Here is a 13,097-nt window from a genome sequence, read left to right on the forward strand (position 1 = left end):
TTCCTTTCTTAGGAAACGTCCTGTAAAATTAATCCATGCATTCCATCAACAGCAAATCACCATCGGTGTGGGTGATTGTTACTAAACCATCCTGTAGAACAGCATTGCTGCTTCCGGTTCTGTAGCCAATCGTTAGGGTATCGTTTGTAAGTGGATAGAGCAAATTGGTAGAATAAATGCCATTGACAATCCCAATCGGAATCAAGGAGATAGGTGTTTTTGCAGTATACCACTTCTCGAATTTACGAGGCAGTAAAAAAACTTTAGAATGGTCGTCCAGAATAACAATTTTTAGCAAATCGCGGTAACGGGCAATGTTGGTAATATTGGTGATGGTATGGTCTGCACGTTTTCCGGTAGCCCAAACGACGTTTACAGCAGGTATTTTGCGATCGATTAAATAGTCAAAAGCTTTCTCTAAATCGGTTTTGTCCTGATCGGGTGTATGAACGATTTCGATAGGGTATTGTGTTGTTTTGTAAATTTCAGGATCAAAGCCACGGTCGAAATCTCCCAGAAGGACATCGACTTTGATGCCCAGTTCAATTACTCTTTCAATGGCTGAATCGAGTACGATAACCAGTGGAGACCATTCGAGTAATTGTCCTAATAATTCCGGATTGCATGCTGCTCCGTTGGCGATAATTAAAGCGGGTTCCTGGTCGTCGCGTACGATATGGTGTGAAGACATTTAGTTTTTTAGTTTGAAATGTACCGCAAATGTACAAAAGTTATGAGCCGTAAAAGATCTGGCAAATAACTAAATTATTTGCAATGGAGATTTTACGGGAATAAGGGAACAAAAAAAATGCTCTCAACTAAGAGAGCATTTTGCTAATTTTTTACAAATTTATTTGTTATTGTTCCTTTGTTTGAACTTATTTTAACGAAGTAAATCCCTTTACTCAATTCTGAAACATTGATGTTTGAGAAGTTTTTTATGTTTTTGGTATCTAATACAGATTGTCCAAGTGTATTATAAATTTGTATTGATTTTATAGATAGATTTTCATCTGATGAAATGTTCAATACATCTTTAACCGGATTAGGAAATAAAACAAGATTGGAATTGTCATTGTTTAAGAAATAATCAGAAGTGGCTAATGTAGTTTCAGTGCCAAGTAAGCGGACTGTTCCATTAGACCAGATGTTTTTGTATTTTACAAAATTGCCTGTCACCAAAAGTTTCCCGTCTTTTTGAATTTTAATAGCAGTGATGTTACCATCAAATCCTTCACCTGAATCAAATGTGGTGTCAATTTCTCCATTTTTTTCTAATCTTTTAAAGTCATTTATCTGATAATCAGTGGTGCTGTTTCGATTAGTGAAAAGTATAATTTGATCATTTGACTGTATTTCCATACCTCTTACAAGATGCGCTACATAAGTAGAGTTATATTCCATAAAAGATGTATCTGTAGAGCCATCAGTATTTAAGCGTTTTAGTACACAACTTTTCTCTGTTATAGAATTAAAATTTAGTTGCCCCGCGATGATGATTTTTCCATCAGATTGTATGCCTGTAGTGTAGATGAATCCGGTTAGGTTTTCATCAGGACGGAAAGTATTGTCAAATGTTCCGTCACTATTAAATCTCGCAATTCGATTGATTTTTGTTTCGTTAAAAGCAGTAAAATTACCGGCTACAATTATTTTCCCATCTTTTTGTATTGCTGAAGTGTAGCAGAGATTGTTAAATCCTCTGACTGAAGTAAAGCTAAGATCTTTAGAGCCATCGCTATTTAATCTTATAAGACTATCTTGGCCATCAGCAGTAACTAAGATTTTTCCATCGGAAAGCAATGTTAAATTGTATATGCGTCCAAGATAAATAGGGGCCGAAAAAGAAGTATCTATTGTAAAATCATCATTGTATCTCACCAAACTACTTACACCTGTAGATTCAATTTTATTTAAGATAACTTTACCATCTGGCTGAACAATTCCTTTTCTGAAGGTGTTTTTTTCGCTTTTAGGTGATGTAAACAGGTTTTGGTATAAATTTTTATTCTGAGAAAGTTTGCCATTTTTGTTTAGCAATTTTATACCATCATGATATTTTGTATTAAAGGTACTTTTACTATTTCCCAGAACAAGAATGTCGCCATTCGGTTTTTCTAAAATATCATTTCCTGCATAAAAAGTACTTGGTTGTTCTTGTGCGTTAATTTCAGAAGTAGTTAAATCTAATTTAATAAATCGGTTAAAAGAAGTACTTCCACCTGGAAAGTTTACAATATTCTCCGTGCAAACTAATAATTTATTATCCGGGCACAACAGAATTTTATTTGAATTTGTGTTTGCGTCTAATTTTGCTACAACAGTATTATCAATAGAACCATCATTATTAATGAATGTCAAATCGCTTTTTAGTATTTTATCATTCGAGAGAAGAATAAAATCTTTTACTGTTGCCATTGGGTATCCGGGCACAACGTATTTAAATGATGTATCTTTAGATCCGTCGGTGTTGAACCTCATAAAACCGGAGGTCCCAATATATTTGAATGTACTGTAGCAACCGCCAAATAATATTTTTCCATCTTTTTGAATGCCCAATTTACAATCGAACATACTATCATACCCAACAGTATTGTTGGAACAAATTCCTCCAAATCCTTCTATAGCAGTAAATCCTGAATCTAAAGTACCATCAGAATTTAGACGGTCAATTCTATAACTTGTTTCTTTGTTGTATGTATTCTCATAAGCTCTTACTACTTTACCATCAGTTTGTAGTTCAAATTTGAAAATATTATAAGGGTAACCGGAGCCTGGTTGAAAAGTTTTATCCACAGTACCGTCAGCATTTAAACGCAGCATATTGCGGCCAGTAAATTTTTGATAAATAGAAACATCGAAAACTCCCGCTATTAGTATTTTTCCATCCGGTTGTATTTTTATGGAACGTATAATTGTAATCGTAAATGAAGTGAATTCTTTATCAGAAAGATTAAATGTATTGTCAATAGTACCATCAGAATTTAACCTGATTATTTTGTTGACCGGTTTTCCATCATAAGTTGTAAAACCGCCACTAACCAGAATTTTTCCATCCGGTTGTATTGCTAAACTAGACGGTGAAGAACTAAACCCTAAGCCAGTTTTGAACGTTTCATCAAGAGACAAATCTTTATTTAGCCTCAAAATATTGTTGCCTTTTACAGCATTTTTTTCATTGTACAATTTATAAGAACAGGAATTTCCAACCAAAACTACTTTTCCATCAGGCTGTAAAGCAAAATCTTTGCTGAACAAAGTTAAATTGGGAAGGTAATCTTTCGTGTCAAAATCCGGGTCAATATTTGAAGAGACTTGAGCATTGCTCCATAATGATATAAAAAAAAGAAATAATAAGAAGTAGTGTTTTTTCATAAATGATTTTTTGTATCAAATATATTGTTAATATTTTATTTGTACAGACAAAAAAGCATTTGTTTCTTCTTATTTTTTATAGTCTTAAATTTAAGTTATAATAATCTTCTGTGGTAATTGATTTGCCCTAAATGATACGCTAAATGCGTAGAAAGATGTACCAGAAAGAAGCCTGTTGACATTTCTTTTTCGAAAACAATTTGCGGATAAGTTTGTTCTAAATCAGCTTCGGTCATACTGTCGAGCGCAGTGTTTACAACCAAAATAGTATTCTCGATTTTAACGATTAGTTCTGATTTTGGAACATCTTTCAATGAAAATTCTAAGGGACGATCACGGATGTAACCCGTTTTTCCAGTTTCGGCTCCAATATAGGTGTTCAGGTTTCCTATTAAATGCAGACAAAGATTGCCGGCTGAATTGGAAATGCCCGGCGCAATTGCCCAAATCTGACTTTCGTTTGGATACGATTCGATTTCGGCTTTCAATTTGTTCAGATCTCTGTTAAAAAGCAGTTTTAAGGTTTCAATCAACATGATTCTAAGCTTTATGAGTTATCGGAATCCAGATTTCTTCTTCAGAATCGGGATCTTCTTTTTTGTATTTTTCAGTCATTACGGCAAAATGAGGCCTTTCATCAACCATATATTCTGAATTTGGCAGCCAATCTACAAAAATTTCATGATAGGTTTTATGACCTTCGCTTTGCGGACCTTTATGTACAAAAACAGCGTATAATCCGGTAGGAATGACCAGCGGTTTCATTTCCAGTGGCATTTCATCAAAAGCGGAGACTTCGACTGCAGCCCATTTTTCGAAGGTATTACCGGGATCAAAATTATCAAAGTGCGCAGTTGGAAAAACTTCGAGCGAATATAAATTGGCGTCGATTGTGTTTTTAATTTCTTTTCGTTTTGGCATAAAAGAACTCCACAGTTGATGCGTTTTGTTTTCAAGAAATGACATTGTAACGTATTTACCAATTAGTTTCTTCTCGGGTAATATCTGAATTTTGGCTTCCATTTTTAGAGCTTATTTAATTTTGTATTTTTTGTAATCTGTTTCACTAAGCGAAAAATAACCCAACGGATAATTGGCTTTATCAACAGTATTAATAATGTTCCCTTTTACAGTTGCGGGTGGGGACTGAAAAGGTCCGCCAGAATTATTCCCGGCTATGCTCACTAGTATGTTCATATAATTGTAATACTGTTTTGAGATGCCGTAATGGGTGATCTCGATCTCATCTCCAATTTTTAAATCGTCATCATCTGAGGTGCTAAAATATTCATTTCCCTGAAAAAACTTGTCCTCCGTAACATAATAAGTTGAGGTAATTTTGCTCGAATACATATATTTAAAGAGATAAAAATTATCATCGTCGGCAGGATCATTAAAGTAGGCTCTGGTTTCAATATCTTTTCCGGTAAAACCACCTTGGTTATTTTGCTCAATTCGGCTTATGGGTGCTACTGCTTTCATGGTTTCGGTAGCAGTATAGGTAATCCCCCCCGAAATCACGGTTAGGGTGTAAGTTTCGTTAATCACCGGAACAAAATTCGAGCACACGTATCGTCCTGTTTTAGGAACTTCAATAAAGTTAAATTGTGTGTTCTGACTGTTTTTTATAAATACGGTCGCTCCTGCAACGGTTGGAATAACGTTTTGAAAATAACCCGTTGTGGTGGTCAGTTTTATAGTCTGTTGTTTTCCGGTTGTTTGTTTTTGCCAGTTTATCGCGGCTTCGATGACTAATTTTGGAGGGGCGGTATCTAAATTAACATCTACAACTTCCTCACAACCTGTGAAGAAAATCGATATTAAAACTACTATTAAGATGCTTGCTTTTTTCATGATCTATCTTTTGTTTTCCTTTTACAGAAAGTTGGTCTTAAAATTTAAAATTATAACTCACGGCCGGAACCATTCCGAAAATTGACGTTTTTACAGCTTCATTTGTACCGGTATCTACATTTTGACGGAAGTTGATCGAAGCCGCATTTTGGCGATTGTACAAGTTATAAATACTAAAAACCCATTCGCCTTTCCAGTTTCGGTCTTTATTTTTTCGGGGGGTCAAAGTTGCCGAAATGTCTAAATGATGATAGGCCGGTAAGCGGTTTTCGTTTCTTAATCCATAATTGGGTACCGTAATTCCCAGATACTCATAGCGTCCATTTGGATACGTAACCGGCTGACCCGATTGCAGCGCAAAGTTAGCGCCGAAAGACCATTTCTCGTTTAAATTATAAGCAGATGTAATGGCTAAATTATGAGTCTTATCATAGGCAGAGCTGTACCATTGTCCGCTGTTGATGCCAATTTCTTCCGGAGTTCTTCCCGGAGTTTGCTGCTGTGATTTTGATAAAGTATAGGAGATCCATCCATTGAACTTACCTTCATTCTTCTTCAGCATAAATTCGACACCATAGGCCCGCATTCTTCCGTTCAGAATTACCTGTTCGATCGCATCATTGGCAATCAAATCGGCACCATCGATATAATCAAGTCGGTTCTGGATTTTTTTATAGTAGGTTTCGACTTCTACAGAGTAAGCTCCGTTGTTAATATTTTTAAAATAGCCCAAAGCCACCTGATCGGCAATTTGAGGTTTGATGTAATTATCACTTGGCATCCAGACATCGAGCGGGGTAGGAGATGAAGTATTCGAAATCAGCTGAAGATACTGCGCCATTCGGTTATAGCTTGCTTTAATTGCTTGATCGTCATTTAGTTGGTACGAAACAGACAGCCGCGGTTCTAAATTATTGTAATGCTGAATGGCCTTGTTTTTGCCAAAATAGCGGGTTGAGGTTGGGGTTCCTTTTTCGTAAATCTGCATGTCGCTATTGAAGACTACCGGTTCATTATTGTCATAATAATTGATGGTAGAAGATCCTAAACGATAGAACAAACTGTATCGTAATCCGTAAGCAACCGTAATTTTTTTCGAGAGCTGATTCTCGGCTTCGATATAAACAGAAGGTTCAAAGGCGTATTTTTTATCCAGTTGATCCGGATTAATTCCGGACGTTTCATTGCTTGGTTTGATCGTCCCCGGATTAAATTCGTAGTAAATACCATTTAAACCGTAGTTCAGTTTGAATTTGTCTGAGAGGTAGTTTTTGAAATCGTATTTGATGTTGTAATTCTTAATTCCCGAATCCCATTTGAAGCCTACAAAGTCCAGGTCGAGACCATAATAGTAATCGCTGTAAATCAGGGATAAATTGGCAAATAACTTATCAGAGTACAGATGGTTCCAGCGCAGGTTTAAGGTTGAATTTCCGTAGATATTGGTAAAACTTTTGTTCAGACTAAACACATCACGGCCAAAATAACCGGACAAATACAAGCTGTTGTTGTCGTTTAATTTATAACTCAGTTTGGTATTCAAATCATAAAAATAGGCAGAGTTGTCTTTTTGATCTTCGGATAGTTTTAGAAATAAATGAGCGTAGGAAGCTCTTCCTCCAATAAGGAAAGAACCTTTGTCTTTTACTAAAGGACCTTCGGCGAGAAGTCGGCTTGAAATTAACCCGATTCCACCATTAACGTGAAATTCTTTGCTGTTTCCGTCTTTCTGATAAATGTCTAAAACAGAAGAAGCTCTTCCGCCATAACGTGCGGGAATTCCGCCTTTGTATAATTTTAGATCTTTAATAGCATCGGGGTTAAAAACGGAGAAGAAACCAAATACATGCGAAGAATTAAAGATGGTCGCTTCGTCTAATAAAATTAAATTCTGATCGGCACCACCACCGCGTACATTAAATCCCGAAGCGCCTTCTCCCGCATTGGTAACGCCCGGAAGCAATAAGATCGATTTTAAAACATCGACTTCACCCAAAACAACCGGCATTTTTTTGATGGTGGAAATTGAGAGTTTGTTGGCACTCATTTCCGGCGATTTGATATTGATTTTTCTTTTATTGTCGATAATTACCACCTCCTGAAGTTCTTCGCCGCTTTCACTGATCGCAAAATTGTTTTTCGTGTTTTGAGTTAAAGCAATTGTCTTTTGAAGGGTTTGATACCCTACATAACTAATTTCAATCTGATGTTCGCCTTGTGGAACGGTAAGCGAATAAAAACCATATTCGTTGGTGGTTGTACCTATTTTTAAGGTTGGAATATAGACGTTCACACCAATTAAGGTTTCGTTGTTTTTAAAGTCAGTAATAGTGCCGCTTAAAGTGAATTTTTCCTGAGAAAATGATGTTAAAATAGTAAAGAACAGAATAAAAAATGTGGTATTTTTTTTTGTGGTCATTGTCTTGGTTTTGAAACACATAGTTAATAATTCTAACTAGATATTTTTGCAGAACGTTTGTTAAACATTAGTTAAGAAAGACTCTTTTTTTAGAGGGGCAAAGGGGCAAAGGGACAGAGGTTTGGTTCCATTCAAAAAAAAAAGACAACTAATTAAAGTTGTCTTTTCTACAGAGCCATATTGTGAAGACTCTTTATGTTTCATTCGATTATTTTATTTGTGCAATAATTGAATTGAATGTTTCACTAGGACGCATTGCTTTGCTCACTAATTCGGGAGTTGGCTGGTAGTAACCGCCAAGATTTTGAGGTTTTCCTTGTGCACCAATTAATTCGGCATCAATTTTAGCTTCGTTAGCTTCAAATTCAGCAGCAATTGGAGTGAAGATCGCTTTCAATTCAGCATCTTTGTTTTGAGCAGCCAAAGCCTGAGCCCAGTAATAAGCAAGGTAAAAATGAGAACCACGGTTGTCAATTTCTCCTACTTTACGAGCCGGAGATTTATCATTAGCAAGGAATTTATCGTTGGCTTCGTCTAAAGTTTCAGATAAAACAATTGCTTTAGAATTGTCTAAAGTTTGTCCTAAATGCTCTAAAGAAGCACCAAGAGCCAAAAATTCTCCTAATGAATCCCAACGTAAATAACCTTCTTCAGTGAATTGCTCAACGTGTTTTGGAGCAGAACCTCCTGCACCTGTTTCAAACAATCCTCCACCGTTCATTAACGGAACGATAGATAACATCTTGGCAGAAGTTCCTAATTCCAGAATTGGAAACAAGTCTGTTAAATAATCACGTAAAACGTTTCCGGTTACTGAGATGGTGTCTAAACCTTTGATGATTCTGTCTAAAGTAAATTCAGTAGCCGCAACAGGGTTTAATATACGGATATCCAGATTTACCGTGTTGTGGTCTTTTAAATATTTTTGAACTTTTGCAATCAATTCTCTGTCATGTGCTCTGTTTTCGTCTAACCAGAAAACGGCAGGAGTATCAGATAAACGTGCTCTGTTTACAGCCAGTTTAACCCAGTCCTGAATTGGAGCGTCTTTTGCCTGACACATTCTGAAAATGTCATTTGCTTCAACATTTTGCTCCATTAAAACAGTTCCTTTGTTGTCTGTCACACGAACAACTCCGTCAGCTTTCATCTGGAATGTTTTGTCGTGAGATCCGTATTCTTCTGCTTTTTGAGCCATCAAACCTACGTTAGGAACACTTCCCATTGTTTTAGGATCAAAAGCACCGTGTTTTTTACAAAAATCGATAGTAGCAGTGTAAACTCCGGCATAAGAGCGATCCGGAATAAGGGCAATCGTGTCTTGTTGTTTTCCTTCTTTATTGTACATCTGTCCTGAGGTACGAATCATTGCCGGCATAGAAGCATCAACAATTACATCAGAAGGTACGTGTAAGTTTGTAATTCCTTTATCAGAGTTAACCATTGCCAAAGCAGGTCCGTTTTCGATTGCTTTAGTGATATCGGCTTCAACTTCAGCCTGTTCAGGTCTTCCTGCAATTTTTGCATAGATATCACCTAAACCATTTCTGGTGTCAATGTTTAATGCTGCAAATAAAGTTTCGTATTTTTTGAAAAGATCAGCAAAATATACTTCAACGATCGCGCCGAAGATAATTGGATCTGATACTTTCATCATGGTCGCTTTTAAGTGTACCGAAAGTAAAACACCTTCTTTTTTTGCATCTGCAATAGCATCAGCAGCAAAAGCTTTTAATTTTTTTACACTTAAAACAGAGCTGTCAATGATTTCACCTGCTTTAAGAGGAGTACTTGCTTTTAATACAGTAGTTGTACCGTCTTTTGCAACGAATTCAATTTTCACATCATCAGCTTCTGCAACTGTAAGTGATTTTTCACTTCCGTAGAAATCACCGTTTGGCATTGAAGCCACTTTTGTTTTAGAATCAGCTGACCATGCACCCATTGAGTGTGGATTTGCTTTTGCAAAGTTTTTTACTGCTCTTGGAGCTCTACGATCAGAGTTTCCTTCACGTAAAACCGGATTTACGGCAGAACCTAAAACTTTGGCATATTTTGCTTTAATTTCCTTTTCAGCATCATTTTGTGGATCTTCCGGGAAATTAGGAATTTTGTAACCGTGTGATTGCAATTCAGCAATAGCTGCTTTTAATTGCGGTACCGATGCAGAAACGTTTGGCAATTTGATGATGTTAGCATCAGGTTGTGTTGCCAATTGCCCTAATTCAGCCAAAGCATCTCCTGTTTTTTGATCAGCTGTTAAAAGCTCAGGGAAATTGGATAAGATTCGGGCTGCCAAAGAGATGTCTCTGGTTTCAATTGCAATACCTGCTGTAGACGTAAAAGCCTGGACAATAGGTAAAAAAGAATAAGTCGCTAACAATGGCGCCTCATCAGTTAAGGTGTAATAGATTTTTGAATTCTGTGTCATTTTTTTTTTTTTTTATAATCGTATCGTCAGAGAATGACGATGTAAAAGGTATAGTCGGCTCAGAATGAGCGGAGCAAATATAATAAAAACAGTCCGAAAACGGTGTAGTTTTGAGGAGAAATGCCGAAATTATCAGATTGTTATTTCGGGCTCTTTAAATTGTCAAATCGACGATTTTGCTATTAAAAAATTACGGTTTTGATATTCTGAAAATAAAGCGCAAAAAAAAACCCGTTTCAAATGATATGAAACGAGTTTTTTATAACAAATCGATAAATGATTATCTTCTTTTATCTTTAATCTTAGCTTTTTTACCAGTAAGTTCTCTGAAGTAGAAAATTCTAGCTCTACGTACAGCTCCTTTTTTGTTGATTTCAATCTTTTGTAAAGCTGGTAAGTTTACTGGGAAGATACGCTCAACTCCAATAGCTCCAGACATTTTACGAATAGTAAAAGTTTCTGTGTTACCAGAACCTCTTCTTTGAATAACAACTCCTTTAAAAAACTGAGTTCTTGTTTTTTCACCCTCTTTAATTTCGTAGTAAACTGTGATAGTATCTCCAGCTCCGAAAACAGGGAAATCTTTTTTAGCAACGAATTCGTTTTGAACGAACTTTAATAAATCTGCCATGATAATTTTTTATTATTGTTTAGTATAGAGTAACATTCACGGATTTCGCCAGAGGTTAGTCTAATTCGGGTGCAAATGTAGAAAATAATTGTAAATTATGAATTATAAATTGTAAATTATTTTAAGTTGTTGATAAGTTGATGGTTAGGGCTTGTTTAAAGTTCCAAGTTTCAGGTTTCAAGTTTTGATGACGTACACAAGAAACTTGAAACCTGAAACAAAAGAAACTTTTTATTTAGGCTGCTGCTGTGTAACACAATGGATCATTCCTCCATTGGCGTACAAATTACGAACGTCAATACCAATTACTTTTCTGTCAGGATATAAACCCTGAATCAGTTGATTTGCAACTGCATCATTAGGATCGTTGTAATTCGGAACCAGAACAACTGTATTTCCAATGTAATAATTGACATAAGAACCTTTGTATCCTAATTTTTTACCATAAGTCGTTACAACATTGTTTCGGGACAATGGCAGTTTTACAAAAGTATAATTTTTGCCTTTTACGTCTTTTGAGTTGTACAAGGTCGTAATGTCGGCTTGTGGTACTTCCCAATACAATAAATCATCTTCATTCATGGTTACGATCGTGCTGGTAGTACCAAAACGTGCAAAACCATCAATGTGCATGTCTGTGATCTCTCTTCCCGCTTTTCCTTCAAGCCAGATAAAATGAGTAACACCTAAATACTTTTTAAAAATAGCTTCGGCCTGTGACTGAGACATTCCCGGATTACGATTGGAGTTTAAAATAGAACTTTTGGTAGCCATTAAGGTTCCTTTTCCGTCTATTTCTACAGCTCCGCCTTCATTAATCATTATAGTGTTTAAATCTACAATTGTTGTTTTCTGGTCTGCTGCGATTTGCGAAGGAATGGTGTTGCAATTACTGAAATCCGCTTTTTTCCCCCAGCCATTAAATCCCCAATCCTGAATTACCAATTGATTGTTTTTGTCTTTTACATAAATAGGACCATTATCTCTTACCCAGACATCATCCGTTTTGTAAATTTTAAATGTTACGGCAGAAAGAGAAACACCTGCATTTTTTAATAAGGCGGTAATTCTGTTTTTTTCAGTCGTATCATAGGCAATAATATTTACCTTTTCGCTTGTAGCTAATGATTTAGTCATAGCGACCCAGGTAGCATCTAAATCATTTCTGTAGTCAATACCGTATTGATATTGATGCGGCCATTGCAGCCAGGTTGCTTCATGCGGAGCAGATTCTTCGGGCATGGTGTACATAATTTCACTTTTAATCGATTCTGTCGGTTCGTCCGGCGTTACGGATACTGCATCTTCCTGACAGGAAGTAAATAGAGGAAATAACAGTATAGGTATAAATATTTTTTTCATCTTAATTTGTGTTTGTTGTGGATTAACTTGTTTAGCGTCATTTTGTTACTAGTATTTTGACGGTACAAATGTATTTCTAATCCATTATCTGGCAGTTGTCCAAAATGGACAAATCAAATTAGCGGAATAAAAATCGCGGTAATATATTCAGACTCGTTATCACAATTGTCGCTGGTTTTCAGATATTGTTCAATAACAGGCAAGTGCGAAAGTTCAAAAGTGTTGGTTAGAAACCAGCCTCCATAAATTTGGTTATAGGTATTTTCTAAAGTATGGTAACTGCCGTGATGAAAAAAACGGGCATATTTACTGCCAAAAATCTGCTTCTTTGGTAAATTTTTAAGGACCGTTGTTGTAGCAACACAGGCTTCGTAAGTGCAATTTATCTTTTCGGTAATTAAAATATCGTCTGTAATGACTCCAAAAAAGCGGGTGTCGGTTTCAGGGAATTTGTTTTGCAGCAGGGTTTCCCACAGCGTTTCTATTTCCTGATTAACATAAGGAGTTTTGGAACTCAGGTAATAAACAGTTGTTTCAGGAATTACAAGTATATCGGGGGCTAAAACAGTGGTAAAAGATTGAAGAGGATGGGTATCGTTGAGTAAAAGCTCCTTTTGATTGCGTGCCAGGGAAGGGGAGCAATTAAAATGTTTTTTGAAGGTTTTTGAAAATGACTGTACATCGGCAAAACCTACTTCAAGCGCAATTTCTGAGATTTGTTTGTTGGAATATATGAGTTTTTTGTATCCGTTTTCTACCTTCAATCGGGTTTGATAAGCGCCAATGGTTTCATTAAATAAAGAATAAAAAATGCGTTGCAGATTGCGGTAGGAGTAACACGAAATGTCCTCCAGAGAATTTATTGAGATGATTTGATTGTAATGCATCTCAATATAATTCCGGGTATTGTAAATATGTTTTAGATTAAAATCATTCATTTTTTAGTTTTTAGAAAGGGGGGTAATAATAAGGATAACGTATTAATTACAGCTTTCACATATGATTTAGAAGAATCACTAAAAATA

10 protein-coding genes are annotated in these 13,097 nt (G+C 36.1%); all 10 read right to left on the reverse strand.

From position 1 onward, the window contains the following. Window positions 1-28 precede the first annotated feature (28 nt). On the reverse strand, window positions 29-691 hold the full coding sequence (locus tag ACN1CN_RS06760) for a thiamine diphosphokinase (protein ID WP_419135101.1): 663 nt from the start codon (window positions 689-691) through the stop codon (window positions 29-31). 143 nt (window positions 692-834) lie between these two features. After that, on the reverse strand, window positions 835-3,375 hold the full coding sequence (locus ACN1CN_RS06765; protein ID WP_419135102.1) for a T9SS type A sorting domain-containing protein: 2,541 nt from the start codon (window positions 3,373-3,375) through the stop codon (window positions 835-837). Between the two features lie 95 nt (window positions 3,376-3,470). Further along, the gene (locus ACN1CN_RS06770) at window positions 3,471-3,911 is read right to left on the reverse strand and encodes a DinB family protein (RefSeq protein ID WP_419135103.1); all 441 of its coding nucleotides are present in this window, start codon (window positions 3,909-3,911) and stop codon (window positions 3,471-3,473) included. A 4-nt stretch (window positions 3,912-3,915) separates the two neighbouring features. Beyond that, entirely contained in the window at window positions 3,916-4,398 is a 483-nt protein-coding gene (locus ACN1CN_RS06775; protein ID WP_264523190.1) for a GyrI-like domain-containing protein, read from the reverse strand. Between the two features lie 9 nt (window positions 4,399-4,407). Further along, window positions 4,408-5,229, reverse strand: coding sequence for a DUF4249 domain-containing protein (locus tag ACN1CN_RS06780; RefSeq protein ID WP_419135104.1), 822 nt, complete (start codon window positions 5,227-5,229; stop codon window positions 4,408-4,410). A gap of 37 nt (window positions 5,230-5,266) precedes the next feature. Next, complete coding sequence (locus ACN1CN_RS06785; protein ID WP_419135105.1) at window positions 5,267-7,648, reverse strand: TonB-dependent receptor; 2,382 nt, start codon at window positions 7,646-7,648, stop codon at window positions 5,267-5,269. Between the two features lie 208 nt (window positions 7,649-7,856). Then, the gene (locus tag ACN1CN_RS06790) at window positions 7,857-10,079 is read right to left on the reverse strand and encodes an NADP-dependent isocitrate dehydrogenase (protein ID WP_264523193.1); all 2,223 of its coding nucleotides are present in this window, start codon (window positions 10,077-10,079) and stop codon (window positions 7,857-7,859) included. A 280-nt stretch (window positions 10,080-10,359) separates the two neighbouring features. Further along, window positions 10,360-10,710, reverse strand: a complete 351-nt coding sequence (rplS, locus tag ACN1CN_RS06795) for a 50S ribosomal protein L19 (protein ID WP_017495434.1) — start codon at window positions 10,708-10,710, stop codon at window positions 10,360-10,362. A 231-nt stretch (window positions 10,711-10,941) separates the two neighbouring features. Next, window positions 10,942-12,072 carry an agmatine deiminase family protein gene (locus tag ACN1CN_RS06800; protein ID WP_419135106.1) on the reverse strand — a complete coding sequence of 377 codons (1,131 nt, stop codon included), beginning with the start codon at window positions 12,070-12,072 and terminating at the stop codon, window positions 10,942-10,944. Between the two features lie 113 nt (window positions 12,073-12,185). Further along, on the reverse strand, window positions 12,186-13,010 hold the full coding sequence (locus tag ACN1CN_RS06805; RefSeq protein WP_419135107.1) for an AraC family transcriptional regulator: 825 nt from the start codon (window positions 13,008-13,010) through the stop codon (window positions 12,186-12,188). Between the last annotated feature and the right edge of the window lie 87 nt (window positions 13,011-13,097).

The sequence above is a fragment of the Flavobacterium sp. T12S277 genome (genome assembly GCF_048514875.1).
GTDB lineage: Bacteria > Bacteroidota > Bacteroidia > Flavobacteriales > Flavobacteriaceae > Flavobacterium.

What these genes read in the sequence shown, in the direction of transcription:
- ACN1CN_RS06760 (WP_419135101.1), bottom strand. Translation starts at nt 691, where the DNA reads ATGTCTTCACACCATATCGTACGCGACGACCAGGAACCCGCTTTAATT.
- ACN1CN_RS06775 (WP_264523190.1), bottom strand. Translation starts at nt 4,398, where the DNA reads ATGGAAGCCAAAATTCAGATATTACCCGAGAAGAAACTAATTGGTAAA.
- ACN1CN_RS06765 (WP_419135102.1), bottom strand. Translation starts at nt 3,375, where the DNA reads ATGAAAAAACACTACTTCTTATTATTTCTTTTTTTTATATCATTATGG.
- rplS (WP_017495434.1), bottom strand. Translation starts at nt 10,710, where the DNA reads ATGGCAGATTTATTAAAGTTCGTTCAAAACGAATTCGTTGCTAAAAAA.
- ACN1CN_RS06770 (WP_419135103.1), bottom strand. Translation starts at nt 3,911, where the DNA reads ATGTTGATTGAAACCTTAAAACTGCTTTTTAACAGAGATCTGAACAAA.
- ACN1CN_RS06785 (WP_419135105.1), bottom strand. Translation starts at nt 7,648, where the DNA reads ATGACCACAAAAAAAAATACCACATTTTTTATTCTGTTCTTTACTATT.
- ACN1CN_RS06805 (WP_419135107.1), bottom strand. Translation starts at nt 13,010, where the DNA reads ATGAATGATTTTAATCTAAAACATATTTACAATACCCGGAATTATATT.
- ACN1CN_RS06800 (WP_419135106.1), bottom strand. Translation starts at nt 12,072, where the DNA reads ATGAAAAAAATATTTATACCTATACTGTTATTTCCTCTATTTACTTCC.
- ACN1CN_RS06780 (WP_419135104.1), bottom strand. Translation starts at nt 5,229, where the DNA reads ATGAAAAAAGCAAGCATCTTAATAGTAGTTTTAATATCGATTTTCTTC.
- ACN1CN_RS06790 (WP_264523193.1), bottom strand. Translation starts at nt 10,079, where the DNA reads ATGACACAGAATTCAAAAATCTATTACACCTTAACTGATGAGGCGCCA.